We start from the raw sequence: 21516 nt of genomic DNA, 5'->3' as shown, positions 1-21516 counted from the left end.
TGTAGTTGCACATGTGTATTGACATGTATGTAAATACACACTAAAACAAAGGAGGCGTTTATGCTTTCCGTGCTGGAAAAAAAGGAGCTGGAATTTTCTCCCTCCGGTCTTTATCGGATTCGCTTTCAGGATTGCGATCCCTTCGGTCATTTGAACAACGCGCGTTATATGGATTATTTCATGGAGGCGAGGGACGATCATCTCAGAGACTTTTACGATTTCGATCTGTTCGAACACGCTTCGAGAGAAGGAAAGTCTTGGGTAGTGACCCGCGCGCAGACGGCCTATCTGGAACCGGCTAAACAAAACGATCTGGTAAGAATCGTAACTCGTTTGACCGCAAAAAGCGACGGGACCATTCGCAACGAAGATCTAATGTATGACACCGCCGGTAAAAAACTCAAGGCGATGGCTTGGATCGACTTCGCGTTTATCGACTTGAAACGGGGAAGGCCGGTTCGTCACGGAGAAGAACTTTCCCTGTTTTTCGATTCGGTTCTTTATCGCGATTCCGGGCTTGAAAACGGAAATTTTGACGAGCGCGTTCGGGAGATGAGACGTACAATGGCTCCTGGGGTGGAAGCGATCCCCGCTTAAAAGATTCAGAGGTCGTTATGGTCAGAAAATCGGAACAAAGGGTTGCAAAAAAGAATTCCGAAGGGGAATCTTCCAATCCAACAAGGGAAGAATTGCTGACCGTAGGCTTGGGGTGTTTGAACTTCAACTTGAAACGGGCATCCCGAGCCATCGCGCAATACTTCGATCACGTTTTGGACCAAGTCGGTCTGACTTCTCCTCGTTTTAATATTCTCATGACGTTAGGCACAACGGACGGAATGGAACTGGCTCCTATGGCCGAACTCCTCGTGATGGATCGAACGACTTTGCTTCGTAATCTCGAACCTCTGGAAAATTTGGGGTATGTGGAGGACATTCCTTCGGACAACAAGCGAGCGCGTAAAGTGGCGTTGACCGCCGCGGGTTGGGATGCTCTTCGGCTTGCATACCCGATTTGGAAGGAAGCGCACGACCAGGTCGTGTCCAATTTGGGGATTCCCGAATGGAAGACGCTCATCAAGGGTCTTAGAACGGTTGCAAAAAAAAGAATATTCGAAAATCAGAAAGGTTGAATCCTTTCGTTACGCAAGCCACTTTAAAATCACCTTCGTGAAATCGGCTTGAACGGCCGGTTTACTGACGTAATCGTCCATTCCCGCTTCGATACATTTCTCCCGTTCTCCGGTAACGATTCCCGCGGTAAGCGCGATAATCGGGACTCTTCTTCCCATTTCCAATCCGCGGATCGCTTTTGTCGCCTCGTATCCGTTTAAGTCCGGCATTTGGATGTCCATAAAAACGAGATCCGGAATCCAACGCAGATTTTGTTCCACGGCTTCCAGTCCGTTCTTCGCTTCTATAATCTTGGCGGAAGGGAGAATTCTCGCTACGATGCTTTTGGTTAGCAGCATATTGACCGGATTGTCTTCCGCGATCAGGATCTTCGCCAGTTTTTGAAGGGAAGGCGTTTGTTCTCCTTTTTCGTTCGGCTTCGCGGTTACGCTCGGTTTCTGAAGAATTTGACTTCTTCCCAGCAAATCGTAAAGCTGCCGAATATAAATCGGCTTGGTGATGACTTCTTGAATTCCGCTCTTTTGAGATTCTTCGATGGTGTCGGAATCGTCGGAAGCGCTGCTGAGTAGCACGATCGGCTGTTCTTCGGGCGAAATCCTCAATTTTTCGCGGACGATCTGCGCCGTTTCTAATCCGTCCATAAAAGGCATATGATAGTCCATTAGAATTATATCATATCGTTTTCCGGTCGATAACCTTTCGATCACTTCGGTTCCTGACTTCACGCATTCGCAAGGTATATTCCGTAATTGTAACATATCTTCGAGAATTTTTCTGTTGTTGTCGTTGTCGTCCACGACGAGCAGGTTTCGGATGGATTCGGTTTTGGGCCATTCTTCCATTTGATTTGCGATTACTTCCGCGTTAAGATCGAAATAGAATGTGCTCCCTTTTCCTAATTCGCTTTCAAGATAAAGTTTGCTTCCCATCATCGAGAGAAGCTGACTGGAAATCGTAAGTCCGAGGCCTGTTCCGCCGAATCTTCTTGTAGTCGAGGCGTCTTCCTGAGAGAACGCGTCGAAGATACGCTTTCGATTTTCGGGAGCGATTCCGATTCCGGTATCTCTTACCGAGAACCGAAGAACGACGAGATTTTCGGACGTTCGTTCCATCGTTTCTATTTTGAATTCTATCTCGCCTTCTTCCGTGAATTTCACGGCATTACCGATCAGATTTACGATGATCTGTTTCAAACGAACGCTATCCGCACTGACGAGCTTCGGTACCGAAGGAGAAATGTTGACCAGAACCTCCAGATCCTTTTTATGCGCCTGGAATTTGATCATGTTGATGATCTGACTTCCCAGTTCGAGAATGTCGGTGGGCACATAGGCGAGTTCGAGTTTTCCGGCTTCAATTTTAGAAAAATCTAATATATCGTTGATGATCTCGAGCAGGGAGTTTGCCGATTGGAAAACCGTGCTCATATATTGATGTTGGGTCGAATCCAAAGGAGTTCTCAGTAGAAGATCCGAAAAACCTATGATTCCGTTGAGAGGAGTCCGGATCTCGTGGCTCATGTTCGCCAGAAATTCCGACTTGGCTACGTTGGCGCGTTCCGCGATCGCTTTGGATCGTTTTAATTCTTCTCTTTGAAGACAACTTTCCGTGATGTCCTGCGTAAACATCATAATCCCGCCCACGGACCCGTCGAGTTGATACCAAGGCCGTACTTCCCAGCGCAGATATTGATCGTGGTCCCAACCCGCCGGTCTCCATACGTCCTCTTCGTTTTTCAGAATTTCACCTTTTAAACACCGCTGGTGAATCGCCTTCCATTCTTCGGATATGTTCGGAAACACTTCGTAGTGCGATAATCCTATGATCGACTTTCCCCGGAGATGATATTCGACTAACCACCGTTCGCTGACGGCAATGTATTTGATTTCCGTGTCGAACATGGCTACGGCGGCCGGCGCGTGCTCCACAAACGCGAGAAGTCTGGATCGTTCCTTGAAAAGTTCTATCTCCATTTTCTTGCGTTGATCGATGTCGTATAACGCGCCGTAGATTCGTTTACAGACGCCGTTTTCGAATTCCGCGTTCGCCACGGAACGAACCCAGAGTTCGTTGCCCTTTGCCGTCACGAGCTGCATTTCGATGTCGTATGGAGTTCCGTCGTGAACGAGCCGATTGACGGCTTCGGTGACCTTGTTCCGGCTTTCTCCTTCTTTTATGAATTGAAGACCGGTTTGAATCGAGGGGATGTAATCCGGTTCGACCTCGTGCATTTCTTTGGTCACCATCGACCAAGTTCCGAATCCGGTCGTCAAGTCCGCGTCCCACGCTCCGATCCGTACGAGTTTGCTCGTTTGTTCGAGAAGCGCCTTCGCCTGAATCAACTCGCTTTCGAAATTCTTGCTTTCCGTAATATCATGGGTGATCACCATCACCGAATAATCGGGTAGATCCACGGGAAGCGCAGTTACTTTAGTCCAGATTGTCGAACCGTCTTCTCTGATGATTCCAACGGTATCTTTTACGATTGTTCTCTCCTGTTTTGCGCGTTGACTCGGCAGGTCTTTGGTTGCCAAGGGACGTCCGTCCGCGTTTACGTACGTTCTATTTTTATGAAGACCGTTCTTAAGTTCTTCTTTGCTAAGATCGAGAATCTTTTCGAGCATCGGATTGATTTTGACGATATTATTGTTTTTGTCGATCAACGTCACGCCGACCGGAAGCGCTTCGAATAACGTATTCAATTCAATGTCGCTCTTGCGAAGAAGTTCGGTCGTTTCTTTGATCGGGGTTATATCGTTTACGATTACGTAAAAACCGTTGCGGGTTCCGTTTTGTACGTTCGGTATATAGTGCGCAAGAGTATCCTTATACGATTTACCGTCGGGCATAAAGATCTTTCGTTCAAATCTCTGTTCTTCGCCGCGCAATGCGCCTTCGATATACGGAATATTTTCCGAATATAGTTTTTCCCCGAGAAGGTCCTTTAACGTTTTTCCGAGTAAGTCCCGAGGTTTGATTCCGAACCAATGATAATACGCTTCGTTTGAAAACCGATTGATCAGATCCTTATCCCAGTATGCGATCAAAGAGGGAAGACTGTTAAGGATCTCGCTGAGAGGATTTTCTAACGGACCCGAGGGAAGGCCGTTTTTGTCGGAATTGCGATGGGCGGATGCGATTCCACCTAACAATCGAATCGGAATTCCATTCTCGTTCAGAATGAGTTTTAGATGGGAATTGAAATTTCTGATCCCGTCTTTTGCGTCGAAGGAAAGAACGGCATCTTCTTCCGCAGTTCCGCCGTTTATCGACTTCTCCGCGAATGTTCGGAATCTTTGGACGGTTGCGTCGGGAATCAAGACTCGGTGGTTTTTCCATTCTTCGATTTCTGATTGATGGAAACCCATCGTGGAAAGAAATTTCGGATTGTACCAAACGTCACCCGGAGATTCCAAATTGAAAATCCAAAGTCCTTCGATCGCACGGTTTTGCATGAATCGAAAGACATCGAGATCTGCACGGATCCATTGGTAAAGTTCTTGTTCCAAAAGGGATGACATAGGCGCCGAATTCAAGATGTTCTTATCTAGAATGAAGGACTCAATAAATTGATAAAAAAAAATCCAAGTCAAATTAAAATTCAAAATGTCCTGAAATCGCGTTTCAAGGCTGGAACGAATGACGAGTAAAATATCATGGGAACCCGTCCGAACCGTTTCTTTTGGCCCTTTTGTTGTTTTTATGTCAAAATAAAGAAGGTTCGTTCCGGGGAAAACAAAGAAGAATTCCGTCTTACAATCAGGGCTTCGATTCTTAAACAAGGTATTGAAAGCGAGGGCGGAAGGGAATTCGGAATTATATCCGCGAACCGAAACGAAGAATATTCAAAAAATCGAATTTACTTTTTCGAGACCGGAGTCTGACCGATCGACGCGGCCGAACTCGAAGGGATGTGTGCCGCTAAAACGGTCCGGAAAAAAATAATTTTTATTTCAAATCAGGCTTTGCAATCCCGACGCCGTGAATCAAATAGGAGCCCGATTTAAGCCAACAGAATGCGTTTTAAAATACCTAACTTTTTGAAGATTCCGGTTTTTTCGGACACGGAAAAGGATTTTTCCGTGCGGCTCATGTACGGGATCATGCTGACCTGTTTGGCGGTAGCGTTGAGTTATCGGATTTTACATCCGATTTTTGCCGAAAAACCGAAGGCCTTTTACGTCGCGCCGTTTCTTTTTTCGATCGCGGTCATTGTTACGCACCTGATTGCAAAAACAGGAAGAATTCTCCTGGCCTCCCACGTCTTGGTCGCAATCGAATGGGCTGCCGCGTTCACCATAATGTTAAGAGAAGGCGCGTCTCAAACGGTCGTCTTTCCTATTTGTCTGATTTTGATTCTGATCTCCGCGCTCTTGTTAGGAATCAGAGCCGCGTACTTTTATACGTTCTTAACCGTAGCGATCGGAACCACCGTTACTTATCTCATGCAAACCGGAACTCTGAAACCGGTTGAAACCGCTTCCGGTCCGTGGTCCGTCTTGCTCGGAGAAATTTCCGCGTTCATCCTCATCGCCGTTCTGATGAAATATACGTTATCCGGATTTACTACCGTCAAATCGGAGCTTTCCGAAATTCAACGTTATGCGAAATTTGGTGGATGGAGTTTGAACACGAAAACTCTCGAACTCACGCTCACGAAGGAATATCAATATCTTTTGGGTTACGAAGACGCGAAAGAATCCAAGACGATTCCTCTTTCCGTTTATCTGAATACGTATGTCGCGAACGAAGAGGAGAAGACCAAAATTCTTTCCATTCTTTCCGAAAGTTTAAAACAGAGGGAGAATCCGGACTATACCGCGGAGTTCATTTTTCAGATTCGAAGAAGGGACGGAGAACCGCGTTTTTTAGCGGTGAAGGCGAGGTTCCGGGATTCGATAGTAGGATTCGGAACGGCGCAGGACATCACGGAAAAACATCTCGCGGAAGAAGCTCTTCGGCCCACGCAGGAAATCTATTCGAAAGTATTCACTCTGAGCCCGATCGCGACTTCGATCTCCACCGCGGACGAAGGCAAGTATCTCGAAGTCAACGATAGCTTTTTGAAACTCTTCGGTTATACGAGAGAGGAAGTGATCGGCAAGACGAGTTTGGAATTAAAGGTGTGGCCCGATCCGAACGAACGCAGAAAATATCTGGAGAAGATGATTCGGCAAGGGATCGTCGTCGACGAGGAAGTGATTCTTCAAGGAAAGAACGGCAAGGTCGTTCATTCCGAATGTTACAGCGCGTTCGCGGAGATCAACGGAAAACTCTGCGCGATCAATCTCGTAAAAGACCTTTCGGAAAAGAAGGAAGCGGAATCTCTTCGAAGATTGAACCGGGAAATCTCGGATCAAAACGAACTGATCGAAAAACAAAAACAGGAACTCGAAGGAATTCTCCGGGACTTGAAAAAGACTCAGAACCAATTGATCATCTCGGAGAAGATGGCCGCCTTAGGACAGTTAGTCGCCGGGATCGCGCACGAGATCAACAATCCGATCGGAGTCATCAAGGCGGCAAACGATTCGATCCAGAATTATTTCGAGCGTTCCACGGATCGAATGACCCGTGTTTCGGGAATTCTCCGGGACTTAAACAAATCGGTGTTAAACGAACTCTATCTTTTTCTGAAAAAGGGAAAAGAGGATCGGGAGATCGTTTCTCCGAAAGAGGCGCGGGCCAAAATCAAGGAATTGGAAATCAAACTCAAAACGAAAGGATTCGATAATCCGCATTCTTCCGCTCAGGATTTGGTGGAATCCGGATTGGAGAATTCTCCCGAAGAATTTCCGAACCTCTTTTCGGACAAGAACGCGCAAACCCTCCTGCACTTTGCCATCGAGGAAATCCAAGCCGCTCAGAGTTCGAAGTTGATCGATATGTCCGTGAATCGTACTTCCAAGGTCGTTTATGCGCTCCGAAAGTTCACGCACTGGAGCGGTGAAGGAGTCAAAACCTCGGTCGTATTAGCGGAAAGCATAGAAACGGTTCTTACGATCTATCAGAATCAACTCAAAGTGGGAGTGGAGATTCATAGGGAATACGAGGACGTCCCGCCTATTCAAGGTTATGCGGACGACCTGATTCACGTCTGGACGAATCTGGTTTATAACGCCGCTCAAGCGATGTCTTTTAAGGGAAGTTTGACGATCGGAATCGCGCGCAAAGGAGCCAACGAAGTGGAAGTCTCCGTAGCGGATACGGGCCCCGGAATTCCGGCGGCGGTTCAGGAAAGAATTTTCGAACCTTTCTTTACGACCAAGGCTCCGGGGGAAGGATCGGGACTCGGTTTGGACATCGCGAGTCGAATCATCGAAACGCACGGAGGAACGATCCGTTTCGAGACTTCTTCTTCGGGAACTACGTTCTTTGTCCGTCTGCCGATTTCTTGATCGCAGCAAAGAAGAATTCTTACGAACCGAAATTCTATATTGAATGCGCGGCTCCGAAACGTGACGGCCGAATTCTTTTTACAGTGCGAACGAGGAATCGTCTTCTACTTAATCAAGGTCTTATCGCCTTGAAACATTCGATTCTTGTCGCGAACGATCGCGAGAATGTCGTCGATCGCAAACAAATCCCTCGTACCTCGTTTCATTTCGAAAGGCGCCTCGTACAGCAAACCTAAGAATTCGACCGGATTCTGTTTCGTAAAAACGATATCGTCCTGTCTGATCTTTCGGATCACGTTGAGCCGGATCTTTTTCCAACCTTCAAAGCTGAGATGAGTGATTAGAATTTTCTTAACTTCTAAAGTAGAATCGCGCAGAAGAATATAAAGAGAAGCGCCCGAACCGGAAGAGTAGATATGAAATTGAAATTCCTGAACGAATCCTTTCGTCTTCCAGGATTGCTCCCAAAGAATTTCGAAGGATTGATTTTTTTCCGCGGGAACTTCCAAGAGAAGACTTTGGGAAGAATTTCTTTCGGGGCTCAACAAAAGGGAAGAAGTTCGTATGTCCGGAAAATATTCCGCGGGAAGACGGGTCTTCAGATTCTTGGAACTCCATTCCTTCGTTTCAAAATCTTCCACCACAACTTGTTTCCAAATTTCCGCCGAAGATTTTTCTTCCGCGTGCAAGGGAAAGGACAATCGGATCAAAAGAAGTGTCGCGACTAACATAAGATTTTGTTTCCGGGTCCAAGGAACGCGAGAGGAGGATTTTTTTTTCATAGAATCGGTTGACACGCTCCTTCCAAAGGTTTCCACTATCCGAATATCGTCAAAAAACTAATTTATCGAATCACAGGAGTGCAAAATGAAGGGTTCTTCTCTCGTAAGACTCGCAATCGCTTTTTTAATGTCCATGTCCGTGGCGCTCATTGCCCAGGAAGATCTGGACGAAGGCTCCGCGCCTCAAGCAAATACACAAGGACAATCCGGAAGCTCCGCGCCTGCGACTACAACCGCTAAGAACTCCGGTGGGACGTCTCAAGGAGACGAAGTAAAGAACGCAGATCTTTATGTGAACTCCAAAAGCTCTTTTGAAATTTCCGCAAAAGACGATTCCAGCACGGTGGATTATATCGAATACAAAATCGGCGAAGCCGACTATGCGAAATATACTTCTCCGATCACCATTCTCAAAGAAGGCGTAAACCGTCTTACTTACAGAGCGGTCGACAAAGCGGGAAACAAAGAACCTGCTAAGGCTCTCGTAGTCGTCGTGGACAACACCGCTCCGACCGTGAAGATCGCTCCGAGCGAAATTCTTTACAATCTCGAAGGATACAACTTCGGATCTAAAAACGTAACGTATACCATTACCGCAACCGACGCTCTTTCCGGAGTGAAGGAAGTAAAATATTCCATCAACGGCGGAGATTTGAGACCATACGACAATCAGCCGATCAAATTGGAAAAAGCGGGTGTGAATCTGATTAAGTATTCCGCGGTGGACAACTCAGGAAACTCTTCTTCCGAAGCGATTCTCGTTGTGACTTTGGACGACGTAAAACCCGAAGTGGAAATTCAAGGAAACACTCCTCTGGTAATCATCGACGGAAAAACGTATTCCAGAAAAGGAAACTCTTTCACGATCAAAGCCGTGGACGGACAATCCGGAATCAAAAGAATTCTGATCAAAGTGGATAACGCTCCCGACTTCGTTCCTTACGCGGAACCGATTACGATCGACGCTCAAGGCGAACACACGATCGAAGCGAAAGCGATCGATAACGTAGGAAACGAAAGCGAAACGAAACGAGTTAGCTTTTCGGTGGACGTAAATCCTCCGACAACTCAAATTCGTAAGGTGGAAGCCGGATCCAACGGAAGCAAACCTGCTGAGTCCGCTGCTCCCGCACCGGCTCCAGCGCCCGCTCCTACAAAACCATCCACTCCTAAAAAGTAAGAATTTCAATATTCTAACGAATTTGAAAAAGCCCGGATCTTCCGGGCTTTTTTTATTCCCTCGCGACGAGTTGCGGAACCGCAACGGGTATGAATCGGTTTTTCATCTTGGATTTTCTTCTTCCCGTTTGCTGCGAGTTTTGCGGGAGATACGATTTCTTTTCCTCAAAGATCGGAATCTGTAAATCTTGTCACCGAGAACAGGCAACGCTTCCGAGCGATCGACAAAGTCTATGCAAAATTTGTAAAGAACCTTTGACAAACGGAGAATGCGCCTTCTGTTTTTCGAGGAACGTGTTCTTTGAGGAATTGAAATTTCTGCACGACCGAACTCCCTTTTTGGCAAAGGCGATCAACTCGATCAAATTGAGGTCCGCCTATCTTCTTTCCGTTTATCTCTGCCTCGGATTAAAAAAAGAACTGCGATCCTGGAAGAATATAAACTTTACCGGGCTTGTAGCAATGCCTTCGACAAAGACGAAATGGTATTCCCCGAACAAAAAGAGAAGTTTCGAATCCTGCGACTTTGCGATCGGAAGAATCGGGAAAATTCTTTCCATCCCTCGAATCGAACCGATCGAGAAGATCAGTTTGGAAAAACAAGCCGGCAAAAGTTTTGCGGATCGTTTTATTCACGCAAGGCTTGCATTTCGAATCAAAGAAGAGTATAAGGGGAAGTTGAACGGAGACTATCTCGTGATCGACGACGTCTTTACGACGGGTGCGTCCGCAAATGAAATCGCGAGAATTCTGATTGCCAACGGAGCGAGCGCCGTCCGAATTCTGACTTTGATCCGAACGGAAGGAAAGGTTGGGCCCTTGAAAAAAGACATTACAAATGTTTAGCTGTTTGTAGTCTGACCGAAATCGTATGGAGCCGCGCAAAATCATTCATGTGGATATGGATGCGTTTTATGCTTCCGTAGAACAAAGGGATTTCCCGGAATACAAGGGGAAACCTTTGATCGTAGGCGGACCTCCCACAAGCAGATCCGTCGTCGCTGCCGCATCGTATGAGGCGAGAAAATTCGGAGTTCGATCGGCGATGCCCAGTTCGCGAGCGGCGCAACTCGCACCCCAAGCCATCTTCGTATTTCCGCGTTTTGAAGTGTATAAGGAAGTTTCGAGGCAGATCCGCGAAATCTTTTTGGAATACACGGATCGTGTGGAGATGCTTTCCCTCGACGAAGGATATCTGGACGTTACATTCAATAAAAAGAATATACCGTTTGCGGTTACGATCGCAAAGGAAATTCGAGCCGAAATTTTGAAACGCACCAACCTGACCGCCTCCGCCGGAGTCGGAAATTCCAAGTTTATCGCAAAACTCGCTTCCGAAAAAAACAAACCGAACGGACTTTTGGTCGTTCGGCCCGAAGAGGTGATTTCGTTTATCGATCCGCTTCCGGTTGCGAGTTTTCACGGAGTGGGGAAAGTCACGGCTCAAAAGATGGAAGAACTCGGAATCCGCACGGGGAAAGATCTGCGTGAAAGAAACATAGACGAACTTATCCGCCACTTTGGAAAGATGGGAATCTACTATTATAAGATTTCCAGAGGAGAAGACGATCGTGAAGTTCAGTCTTCCCGCGAAAGAAAATCTCTCGGAGCCGAAAATACGTTCGAGTTGGATCGAGTCGATAAGGAGGATTTACTCTATCAGTTGAAACAAGTCTCCGTCGAAGTGGAGCGAAGATTGAAAAAAAGGGATTTTTCCGGAAGGACTTTAACCTTAAAGATCAAATTTCACGACTTCAGTTTAAAAACAAGATCCAAAACCTTACCCGAAGCGATTTATAACGCGGACGAACTCTTTGCGGTCGCGTCGGAACTTTTCGAGGAATTTTTCGAAATCAAGGACGGAAGACAAACCGCGATCAAGGCGATTCGTCTTTTGGGGATCAGTCTTTCTCATCCGAGCGCAGCCGAAGAAGAACCGAGTTTATTTCCAGGATTATAATATTCTAAATTTCGAATGATTCAGTTCGGAACGACCGAAGATCGTTTCGATTGCTTGCATTTGCCGTTCGTGTATCAAAAGGTTTCGATTGTGTCGTTCAGAGTTTGAATCCGACGTTGACCGCAAAGGCGGGTTCGCTGAACCGATACGAACGGGCGGAGGCGTTCAATTCCGTTTGTCTGTATTGAACGTTCGCATTCAAAAAATAAGAATCGGATTCCCATTGCAACCCGGTTCCCGCAAATAAAACCGTTTGTAGAATCGAACCGGAATAAATTCCGCTTTGATAACTTTTTCCGATTCCGAAACCGGTTTGTACAAACCAAAACAAAGAATCGGAAATGGGAACGTAGTATTTTACGCTCGGTAAAAGGGAAAGCGTTTCAATTCGAAACGGACTGCCTGCTTGCCGATCCCGTTTGAAATCGCCGAAATGCGGATCGATCCAAAATCCGATATTTGCAAGTCCCGCAAGGTCTTGATATTCCGGCAAAGAATTGAGATTGGCGCTCGAAAGAATGCCGAGAAACGGAGGCAGACTTCGATCCGGAAAGGAAAACGAGCTTTGTTCCAAACCGAGAGAAAATCCGAGGTTTTTGGTTTTGCGATATTCTCCCGAAACGGAAATCGTTCGGACGTCGACCGTGTATTTTTTTTCAAAGTAGGGGTCGATATTTATGACTGTAGTGAAAAAATCGAAGAGATTGTAACCTCGGCTCACTCCGGGTTTGTCCGTAACCTTCGCATTCCATTCGGAAAATCCGATGGAAAAGTAGAATTTTTTAATATCCTTAAGTTCTTCCTTCGATTGTGGAGGTTCGGATTTTTTGACTTCGGCAACGAGAATTTTTTCGACCGCCTTCAAATCGAATTTTTCCGTTTTACCGGTTTCGTCCTCCACTAAGACGTGATCCTCTCGTAGGGAAGTTTTTACGTTTTCCAACGCTCTTCCGTCCTTCAAAAGAATCGTATCCGCTTCGATGTTTCCCGCGAGCAACGATAGATAAAGACAACAGAGGCCCGGAAAAAGAGCCGTAATTCTTGCGATGGAATTCTTAATCTGCATTTGCTCCGAATTTTTCAAAACGAGATCGACTCTACTTCTTTGGATGAGACGGTTTGTTTTCTGCCTTCGGTTTCGACGACGTATTTGTCCCCGTATTGCGTTACGTTTCCTTTGAGTTCCGTCCCGTCCTTGAGTCGAATCGTTTTGTTTCCTAAGCGCACGGGTTGAGCGGGTTCTTCTTTTTTGGCTTCGGGTTGCCGTTCGGTCGACGCTGGAACTTTAGAAATCGAGAATGTTTTCGATTCCTTTTCGATTTTCGGTGGAAGTTCGGTGTTGAAGGACTTTGAATTTTCCGATCGCTCCGAAAAACGTTCCAAATTTTGAATGCGTTCCTCGCTGAGGGCGGACGGTGTCTTAGCGGATAGATTCGTTTTGAGTTTCGTTTGGATCTTTTTCAAAAGAGAAGAAGTCTTCCGCGGATCAATATTCGTTTGTTCTAATATGAAAAGAGAATCTTCGGAAGAATCGTTCGGAAACGAGAGCGAATCGGTTTCCAAAGAAGCGTTGGAAACCGTCGTTTGCAAAACGTCTTTCCATATTTCCTCGGGAGGCGGTTTTAATTTCGGATCATTTCCATTTTCGAGCATCCCTGTTTCCGATTCCCGAATGGATGTTTCCAAGCGCGCATCGAGCAGGAAGGGGAGTAGATATCGAACTCCCGAACGAATTTCCGCAGCTCCGTCCCAAACGTCGATCTTGGCTCGTCCTTCTTCGTTTTGAATCCACACCTTGGTTCCGGTCAATCGGATCGAGGTTCCGTCGATGTAGAGAGTCGTCTTTCCCCGCGGATTGGAAAGGACTTCGTTTAACAAAAGATTTCCTTTTTGCAAAAACAGGGAAAGTTTATATCCTTCCGTTTTACTTTCTTCGATGGTTTTTGCCAGATTTAAAACTCGAACCTTCGAGTTCGGAAAGATTCGGAAATGAATCTTTCCATCCGTTCCGTCGATCTTTACGTCGCAGAACGAATTTTGATCCGTTTGAATCCAATCGGAAAGAAGTTTTTCTCGATCGCAGTTTCCCGCGACTTCCATCGGGATCGTTTCGGAAGATTGTGTCGTTTTTGCTCTGAAAATCAAAGTCAGAGAAACCGTTAGAAAGACCATCGCGGCCGCGGCTAAAAACGGATTTCTATAATTTGCCTGAAGGAGCCTTGTTTTACCGGATTGTTTCGGGGTTTCGAACAGAAGCTTTTCGAGTCCGAGTTTATGTTCTTTTAAACCGGCTTGCGTTCGAACGTAGTTTTCGTATCTTCGTTTTAGCTCCGGATCGAGAGCGATGATTTCGTTTAATTTCCGATTTTCCTCTTGGGTCGTTTCGCCGAAGAGAAATAAAGACATCAGTTCTTCGAATTCTTCGTGTAGATCTTTTCTTTCCATAATTACAAAGCCACTTTTCTTCTTTCTAATTCTTCTCTGAGCAGATCCAACGCTTTTAACAGTTTTCTGCTGACGGTTCTCGTTGAAATGTTTAACGCCTGTGATGTTTTCTCCAAAGTGAAGTTGTTGATTTCTTTTAACAAAATAATGCTTTTTTCGGGCTCGGGAAGCGAAGAGATGATCTCTCTCAATTCTTCCTCTACGATTTTCGCTTCGACGTTTCGGATAAAGTCGTCTTCCACCTGAAAGGTCTCGATCGGTCCTTCTCCCTGTAATAACAGATCTTTCTTCCGTTTTTTTCGATAGGTGAAATACGTATTTTTTGCGATCGTAGCGGCCCAAGTATAAAAACTTCCTCTTTCGGGAGTGAAGTTAGGAAATGCTTTGTAGAGATTCAAAAAAACTTCTTGAGCGATGTCTTCCACTTCTTCCGGATCCGAAGCGAGAAATCGAATTACCTTATAGATGGAATCCTTGTAGTTTCGATAAAACAGGGAAAAATCGTGATCTTGACTTAACTTCATTTTAACCCGTTGGATACAAATAAGAAACGCGGCGCCGATCGGAAATCGACCGAGGATGATTTCATTTTTTGCATGATGGAAATAGAATACGATTTAGATCGAGGTATAATTTTTTCGGAATCCCCTACTTTATCTTTTGAGAAGAAGAGATTCTTTTCTGTGGCATTTTGATATTGCAAAATGAAATATTTTATAATTTGCATATTGAATATGACATCGATTTTCATTGAGATTTTAAAATAAGAACACAGAAAGGGGCGCAACGCTCCTTTCCGTGTTTTGCTTGCGGGAAAGATAGGATTCTTTCCGAGTTTCATAAGTTCCGAAATGTTCGGACCTCTTTCACTTCGTCTGACTTAAGATCGTCGGTAAGCGAAAGATCAGGTTTCTTCTCGCGGTGTTCGTCAAGTTATCCGATCCGCTGGTTGCGTTCGGTCTGTCCGCCGCGTCCGTTTGCGGAGAAAATACGTTGTCTCCGGCTGTGGAATCCCAGAAGAGTACTTTGTCCACGGAGACGTTGAAGAGAAGGCTTCCGCTCGTTCCTTTTGAAGTGTCGAGATTGACTATAAGAATGTAAGGATCGTTAGTTCCCAAGGAAGCGGCAGAAGCAGGAGTTCTAAATTTCAGTTTTTTCGTCTTATCCGTAGTTGCGATATTACTGATCGGAGCATTCATGAAGTCGTTCGGTCTTGTAAATTGTTCCTGTGATCCGATCCCGTTGATAAAAGAACCGCTTCCTGCATCTACGAAACCTTCAAGAAAATTACATCCCATACGCGGGGCGCTTTTTTCATCGGCGGTTGCGAGATCCTGGAATATAAAACTCGGAGTCGTCATGTAAGACGCGTAACATTCTTTCGTAAAGATAGGAGAAACGACATCGCCTCTTTCCGCATTTCCCCAAACGACACCGGAAGCGCCGGGACTCCCCGCAGGCGGTGCGATTCCTTCGATTTTCGGGTTATTCAACACCAGATCCACATATCGATAGGAATTTTCGGCGACGTCGGCGGATTTGAAATAATACGTAAACGCTCTTGCTACGACTCCGACTCGATCATAGTCTCCTCTTTCACTCTCGGGAATTTGGCGAATTGGAATAGAAATCGGATTCGCTTTTTCGATCTGAGTAATTCCCGCAGGAAAAAATCCGGGACAAGGACCGACGTTCGGCATCGTGAGGTTGAATATTCCAAGCATTCCCGCGATGTCGAAGGAAACAAAATTAGCGTTTTCTAATGTTTCTTTTCCTCTTGCGGGACCGCCTTTCGCGACGGATTTATAGGCTACGATTTTGCAGACTTGAATTCCCACTGCTTCGGGAGTTAAAAACTTATCATTGAATCCATCACCGGCGCCGTCTCCGTAGGTTTGCGGATCTTCCCCGCCCAAATCCGTTAGAAATCCCGAACCTTCTCCGATCGAGTTCGGAAGAGTGAAAAAATGCGATGAATCTTGGGTTCTTGCGGCGAGCAAACCGTTCGTATTGGAAAAATTAAATGTCGCCGTTCCGTTCGGTCCATTTAGAATGGAAGCGGCCAACAACAGCTCCATCGTATCGTCCTTTTTATCCTTTTTACAACTCGTGAACGCGAAAAGAACCGCCATTGCGAACGAAGCGATCGACAGAAGTTTTCCCCGTGATTTATCTTTATTCTGTTTCATCGTATTGAACCTCCAATGAAATCACGAAAGAAATATAGAGAGGTTCAAAAGCGACTGAGACAGGCAGGAAAAAAATTTCTTAACAGTTTTGGCGAGGAATGAGCGATGCGAAATTCTTACTTTTCAGGTTATAACTTTTTTTATTTTTCTGAAATCACTCTTGGATGAAAAAAAATACGACTCGATTGTAGCAACGGGATTCAATTCTCGGATTCGGAACGGTGCAAGCGGTTTGAATCGAAAGAATCGGAAAAACCAGTTCGCTTATTTCCATTTTTCTAATATGCGGAGAATGTCGTTTCCGAATTTTTCAACCTTGGCGGAACCCATTCCTTTGATGAGGGAAAGTTCTTCCGGAGTTTCGGGCATGGCTTTTGCGATCTGAACGATGACCGGATTTTGAAGCACCATAAACTTCTTCCATTTTCTTCTTCTGGCTTCGCGGTCGCGGTAGTTTTTCAATTCCTGGATTACGTTTTTAGCGGGGAGAATTTTCTTTTCTCCGTCTTCGCCGACTTCTTTTTTCTTGCGGGGAGTTTTAACGATTACCGTCGATGCGAGAATGAGTTTCGGATATTTGTCTCCGACGATTCTGACTTTTTTTTCCGCGATCCATTCGTCGAGAGTCTTTAAGATCGCTTCTTCCGGGACGGATCGCAGCGAACCGTATTGGGATAAACGATCCAATTTTTTTCTGAGAATTTCGTTCGATCTCGATCCGCGCAGAACTCCCGCGATCATTCGTTTGCCGAACTTGCCGGGGATTTGTTCGAGAACTTGTTCGATCGTTTGCAATTCTTCGTCCGAAAAATCGTATCGTTCCTTTTCTTCTCTTTTCTGTTTTTTATCCTCTTCGCGTTTGAGGAATTGATCTCTTCCGTTTTCCGAAAAAGAATTCGGAGTTTCTTTTTCCAAACAGATGTCGCATGTTTCACACGCGGAAATTTCCTCTCCGAAATACGAACAAAGGATCTGCTGTCGACACTTGCCGGAAATTGCATATTCTTTTACGAAAGAGAGAAGCGTTTCTCCTCCCTTGCGGTTGCTTTCCTTTCCGATGATAAAACTTTGCGTCACCAGATCGGACGGGTGATAAAAGAGAATACAATCCGAAGACTTTCCGTCCCGTCCCGCTCTTCCGGCTTCCTGATAATAACTTTCCAGAGAAGCGGGGGATTGATAGTGAACCACAAGACGAACATCGGGACTGTCGAGTCCCATTCCGAACGCGTTCGTTGCGACAAGCACGTTCGTCTTCCCCGCGCTGTAACCGTCCTGCGTTTTTTCCCTGCTGGAATCCGTTCTTCCCGCGTGATACTTTCCGACTTTGAATCCGTTCTTCTTTAGAAATTCGTAAACCGATTCCACCTTTTGTCTTGTCGCGCAGTAGATGATCGCTCTTCCGCTCGCGGTTTTTTGAAAGTTCCCTTGGATGAGAAGTTTGAGAAGTTCGCTTTCTCTCGAAGTTTCGTTTTGCGGAAATCGGATCGAGAAGTTGAGATTCTCGCGATAAAAACTTCCTTTGATCAGATTCGGTTCTTTTAAACCGAGAGAATCCGATATGTCTTTGACGACTCGGGACGTCGCTGTGGCGGTTAACGCGATGATCGGGATTTTCTTCGGAAATTTATCCCTCAGTTCGTAAAGTTTGCGGTATTCCGGCCGGAAGTCGTGTCCCCATTGGGAAACGCAATGTGCTTCGTCGACCGCGATTCTTCCCAAAGGAAGTTTGGGAAGAATTTCGAATACTTGTCTGCTCAGCGCTTTTTCGGGGGAAAGATAAAGGATGCGGATTTTGCCCGTGGCGGCGCGGCTCAAGATTCTCAATTGTTCGAGATCGTCCTGTGTCGAGTTGCAGTATTCGGCGGCGATTCCTTTCGCTTTGAGCGAATCGACTTGATCCTTCATCAACGCGATCAACGGGGAAATGACGAGGGTTAGAGTCGATTCGTCGAGAACCGCGGGCAATTGATAGATCAGCGATTTTCCTCCTCCGGTGGGAAGAATGACCAACGTATCGTTCCCGACGAGAACGGATTCGATCGCTTCTCTTTGACCTTTGCGGAAGCGGGACAGCCCCCATACTTCCTTCAAAGAAGATTCTAAATTTTGAATATGATTGTTCTCTGGTGAATTCATCGATAAAATTGCCGTTCACGATGCGATAGCGATTGTAGCGGAAATTCCGTAGGAATTGCAGCGTAAAGCGCGGTCGCGAGTCATTTTTTTAAAATGCGAGCGAATCGCCCGAACGTGTTCCTTTCGCAAGCTCCTGTCATTTACGAACCTTTCGATAGAGGAATCGAGCGGGATGCAAGGATTCCAGTAAGGAGGATTCGACGGGAGCGGGTTCTCCCAGTATCAAGGATGCGAGAATCTCCGCACCTAAAAAAGAACTTAAAATTCCCCGGGAACCCAATCCTCCGAAAACATAGAGGCCCGGGATCGGTTCTAAACGAGGATATTTTTTGGATCGGTTGCGGGGAAGTTCGATCTCTTTGTAGGTTTCGGCAAAAGCTCTCGGATCAAAGACCGGTCCCAGTACGGGAAAACGGTCCGGTGTTTGCGCGCGAAATCCCACTCGTTCGGAAAGAACGGAGTCTTGGTTCCATTTTAAACTCGGATATTTGTTCCGAAGATATTCGAGCAATTGTTCCGTGTCCTTGGAGCGCGGGCGGCGATCCAGATCAAATTCGTCAAAGGTGGAACCCAAGACGTGTTCTCCGTGAATGGACGGAGTAAGGTAGTGTTCTGCGCAGAGAATGTGCTTTATCTCGGAGGAAGTTTTCGTTTCTTTCAAAACGAGAAGTTGTCCGCGGACTTTTTTGATCGGGAAGGGTTCTTCTCCGTCGAATAGGGGGGCGAGCAATTCCCCGATCGAATGAGAATTGCAGAATATTACGGAATCTGCATAAACTTCCCGATCGTTGTTTTGGAGTTTGAGCTTCCAAGAAGAACGTTCCGAATCGCCGGGCGATGTCGGAGTCGACCGAATGACCTCGGTCACCGCCGCTTGTATGAATTCGACGCCGGGTTGTTCCGCGCATTTTTTCGCGATTGCTCCGGGTTGGGTCCAAAATCCTTTCGGGAAAAAAACTCCTTCGCCGATATCCTCGGTCAGTGGTGCGCTTCGTATTTTTGTAGGATCGTCTGTTTCAACGTTTGGTTGGTCTTGGAGTTTTGAAACCCAGGACACGATCTCTTCGGAAAGGCGATGGTTCGCGATTCCGTTCCGGAATCGGTCAGAATTCATTTCTTCCGTAACTCCATGAAAGAGTCCGCAGGGTTTGAATTCATTCTCGTTTGCAAACGAAGAAAGAAATTGAAGCGCGTATCGAAAGGCGCGTAACGTGAATGAGCTGATGGTTCCCGGAATTTTCGTAAGATGAGGATGCGAGATCGCGCTGGGAATTCCCGATGCTTCGTTTGCGATTCCGGACGGATCGATCAAAGTCACTTGGATTCCGCGTTGGGACAAGGAATAGGCGAGAGCCGATCCCGCGATTCCCGCTCCGATGATCGCGGCGGTTTCGATTTTGGTTTTCGGATAATTCCGAACGCACCAAGGTTTTTCTTGCGGAATCAGTTCCGCCGTTCCCGGGTCATTCGGGAGTATATTCGAATGATTGAATGTGTCTTCCTCGATTTTTCCGGTCAACATTTCCCGTTTTCTGCCGAAGCCGGGACGTTTTTCCAAAGTGAAACCGACGGCCGACAAGGAATCCCGCACCATTCTCGCGACCGTAAACGTGGAAACCGTGGTTCCGATCTTACAAACGTTTTTGAGATTTTGCAGAGTTTCGATTTGCCACATCTCCGGGTTTTTGGAAGGGGCGAACCCGTCTAAAAAAATCGCGTCCGCCTTGCCGGAGGTTTCGCGTAACGCATCGGTAACGTCGCCCAGAAACAGGTTAAGATGGATTCTCCCTTTCGAAAAACGAAAGTAATTCATTCCTGGTATCAAGTCTTGATATGAATTCAGAAATTCGTCCGCGATTTCCTTTAATTCCGGAAAAACGGAAAGGGCCTTTGCGATCTCTTCTTTTCGGAGAGGAAATTTTTCGATCGATAGGAAATGGAGACGGAACCGGTCTTCGTGTTCGAGATATTCTTTCCAGGTCGTAAAAAAGTTCAGCCCCGTTCCGAATCCGAGTTCCAAGATGCTAAATGAATTTTGAATATTCGAGTTCTTCCATCTTTCGGGAAGATCGTTTCCCTGAATGAAGACGTGTTCGGTTTCCTTCAATCCGTTTTCGGGTGAAAAGTAAATGTCGTCGAATTCGGAGGATACGGGAGTTAAATTTTCTTTCCAGGAAAGCATTAAATTCTCGGAGGCACGGGTTGCGTTTCTTTCGGAGGAGCGGATTCTTTGGGAGGTTCTCTGTCTTTACGAAGCAAATCGTCCATAGCCGGTCTGGATAACTGGATTTCTTTGCGGACTCCGATCCGAAGCGTGGACATGGTCAGATAAAGATCGTGATACCCTTCCGCATTGGAAGCGGGCACGGTTTGCGTGATCGGGGTCTTCCCGAAGTTCCCTATATTGAACGAGTCCCGATCGTTGTTCGCGATGTTTCCGATGGTCGACGCTTCCAAATACAGATAGACGTTATAGAAGATCGTATCTTCGAAAAAACGGCCGATGTTGTATTCGTATAACAATTTGAACCCGGCGATGGCCCTCGTTTGATTTCTCGCCGTCGAAACTCTATAACCTTTTTCTAATATGTCGAAATCGTAAACGCTGTAGCCGAGGTTGACTCCGATTCCGAAGTTCCAATTTTGCGAAGCTATAAAACCGAGATAAAAGGTCGCGTAAGCCTGGTAATCCATATAGAGATATTCCGCCTTTCTCCCGAACGGATCGGGAAGCGGATACAATCCGAAAAACGTCTGTTCCACCAAATTGGAGGAAATTCTTCCGTCGTCCGGAAAGTTCAAAAGATCTCCTCGGAACGTTCTCGGGGACGTCACAGTAAAACCGTATGCGAAATAATTGAAGATGGCTAAATAACCGGAATAGGGCGCGCCGGGAAGTCTTCTCGGGATGGAACCGATCGTGTAAAATGGAACCGATTTCGGAGGATCGTGATTTACGGGACGGACGTCCCGTTCCGGAACCTTAAGTCCTCCGTTGGAACGAACCCATTCTTCCAAGGGATTGTATTTCGCGAAAAAATTCAATTGGGTGGAATCCACGCCTCCGGTCAAAATGATCGTTTCGAAAAAGGATTCTAAGGTTTTGCAGGAAGAAAGAAATCCGAGACAGAATCCGGCGAGCAAAAGAAAAATCCATCGTTTGCATAGGATTGGTTTGTGTTTCGAGCGGAGAAAGTCCATCGGTCAGGACATTCTTTTCCGATTCTTTCCGATTTCCAAGCCGTAAATGCGGAGGAGGTTCCTTGACCGAAGGGGCTTGCAAAAAAATTCTG

At 46.2% G+C, this 21516-nt stretch carries 15 protein-coding genes; 6 read left to right on the top strand and 9 right to left on the bottom strand.

Annotated features, from left to right (window positions below; translation table 11 throughout):
* The first annotated feature begins 60 nt into the window (after positions 1 to 60).
* Complete coding sequence (locus DLM76_RS19555; RefSeq protein WP_118957507.1) at positions 61 to 597, top strand: acyl-CoA thioesterase; 537 nt, start codon at positions 61 to 63, stop codon at positions 595 to 597.
* A gap of 17 nt (positions 598 to 614) precedes the next feature.
* A complete protein-coding gene (locus DLM76_RS19550; protein ID WP_118966288.1) occupies positions 615 to 1130 on the top strand; it encodes a MarR family winged helix-turn-helix transcriptional regulator in 516 nt (171 codons plus the stop codon).
* A 9-nt stretch (positions 1131 to 1139) separates the two neighbouring features.
* Here DLM76_RS19550 and DLM76_RS19545 read toward each other — a convergent pair whose 3' ends face one another.
* The gene (locus DLM76_RS19545; RefSeq protein ID WP_241548314.1) at positions 1140 to 4586 is read right to left on the bottom strand and encodes a PAS domain-containing hybrid sensor histidine kinase/response regulator; all 3447 of its coding nucleotides are present in this window, start codon (positions 4584 to 4586) and stop codon (positions 1140 to 1142) included.
* Positions 4587 to 5177: 591 nt separating this feature from the next.
* Between DLM76_RS19545 and DLM76_RS19535 the strand changes: the two genes are divergently transcribed.
* On the top strand, positions 5178 to 7529 hold the full coding sequence (locus tag DLM76_RS19535; RefSeq protein ID WP_118957584.1) for a PAS domain-containing sensor histidine kinase: 2352 nt from the start codon (positions 5178 to 5180) through the stop codon (positions 7527 to 7529).
* A 104-nt stretch (positions 7530 to 7633) separates the two neighbouring features.
* Here DLM76_RS19535 and DLM76_RS19530 read toward each other — a convergent pair whose 3' ends face one another.
* A complete protein-coding gene (locus DLM76_RS19530) occupies positions 7634 to 8311 on the bottom strand; it encodes a flagellar filament outer layer protein FlaA (RefSeq protein ID WP_118957503.1) in 678 nt (225 codons plus the stop codon).
* An 85-nt stretch (positions 8312 to 8396) separates the two neighbouring features.
* On the opposite strand from DLM76_RS19530, the gene ompL47 reads away from it, so the two are divergent.
* The 3 genes from ompL47 to dinB all read left to right on the top strand — a co-directional run bounded on the left by ompL47 (position 8397) and on the right by dinB (position 11450).
* Positions 8397 to 9491, top strand: coding sequence for a multi-beta-barrel domain surface protein OmpL47 (gene ompL47, locus DLM76_RS19525; protein WP_118957502.1), 1095 nt, complete (start codon positions 8397 to 8399; stop codon positions 9489 to 9491).
* 89 nt (positions 9492 to 9580) lie between these two features.
* Positions 9581 to 10336, top strand: a complete 756-nt coding sequence (locus tag DLM76_RS19520; protein ID WP_118966285.1) for a ComF family protein — start codon at positions 9581 to 9583, stop codon at positions 10334 to 10336.
* Between the two features lie 25 nt (positions 10337 to 10361).
* A complete protein-coding gene (gene dinB / locus DLM76_RS19515; RefSeq protein WP_118966284.1) occupies positions 10362 to 11450 on the top strand; it encodes a DNA polymerase IV in 1089 nt (362 codons plus the stop codon).
* Positions 11451 to 11547: 97 nt separating this feature from the next.
* Here dinB and DLM76_RS19510 read toward each other — a convergent pair whose 3' ends face one another.
* From DLM76_RS19510 to DLM76_RS19475, 7 genes are all read right to left on the bottom strand, one after another.
* Complete coding sequence (locus DLM76_RS19510) at positions 11548 to 12516, bottom strand: hypothetical protein (protein ID WP_118966283.1); 969 nt, start codon at positions 12514 to 12516, stop codon at positions 11548 to 11550.
* Positions 12517 to 12530: 14 nt separating this feature from the next.
* The gene (locus tag DLM76_RS19505; protein ID WP_118966282.1) at positions 12531 to 13895 is read right to left on the bottom strand and encodes an anti-sigma factor family protein; all 1365 of its coding nucleotides are present in this window, start codon (positions 13893 to 13895) and stop codon (positions 12531 to 12533) included.
* Positions 13896 to 13897: 2 nt separating this feature from the next.
* On the bottom strand, positions 13898 to 14419 hold the full coding sequence (locus tag DLM76_RS19500) for an RNA polymerase sigma factor (RefSeq protein WP_118966281.1): 522 nt from the start codon (positions 14417 to 14419) through the stop codon (positions 13898 to 13900).
* Between the two features lie 342 nt (positions 14420 to 14761).
* Positions 14762 to 16084: a sigma factor sigX-regulated lipoprotein SrpA gene (gene srpA / locus DLM76_RS19490; RefSeq protein WP_118966280.1), complete on the bottom strand. Its 1323-nt coding sequence runs from the start codon at positions 16082 to 16084 to the stop codon at positions 14762 to 14764.
* A gap of 264 nt (positions 16085 to 16348) precedes the next feature.
* Positions 16349 to 18223 (bottom strand): RecQ family ATP-dependent DNA helicase, encoded by a 1875-nt coding sequence (locus DLM76_RS19485; RefSeq protein WP_118966279.1) that lies wholly within the window; start codon positions 18221 to 18223, stop codon positions 16349 to 16351.
* A gap of 136 nt (positions 18224 to 18359) precedes the next feature.
* Complete coding sequence (mnmC, locus tag DLM76_RS19480; protein ID WP_118966278.1) at positions 18360 to 20405, bottom strand: bifunctional tRNA (5-methylaminomethyl-2-thiouridine)(34)-methyltransferase MnmC2/FAD-dependent 5-carboxymethylaminomethyl-2-thiouridine(34) oxidoreductase MnmC1; 2046 nt, start codon at positions 20403 to 20405, stop codon at positions 18360 to 18362.
* Positions 20405 to 21424 carry an LIC10647 family lipoprotein gene (locus DLM76_RS19475; RefSeq protein WP_158586077.1) on the bottom strand — a complete coding sequence of 340 codons (1020 nt, stop codon included), beginning with the start codon at positions 21422 to 21424 and terminating at the stop codon, positions 20405 to 20407. Before DLM76_RS19475 ends, mnmC begins: the two co-directional genes overlap by 1 nt.
* Positions 21425 to 21516 lie beyond the last annotated feature (92 nt).

It is taken from the genome of Leptospira yasudae, assembly GCF_003545925.1.
In the GTDB taxonomy this organism is placed as follows: Bacteria; Spirochaetota; Leptospiria; order Leptospirales; family Leptospiraceae; genus Leptospira; species Leptospira yasudae.
The sequence above is the reverse complement of the archived record's forward strand: the minus strand, read 5'-3'. Positions and strand labels throughout refer to the sequence as shown.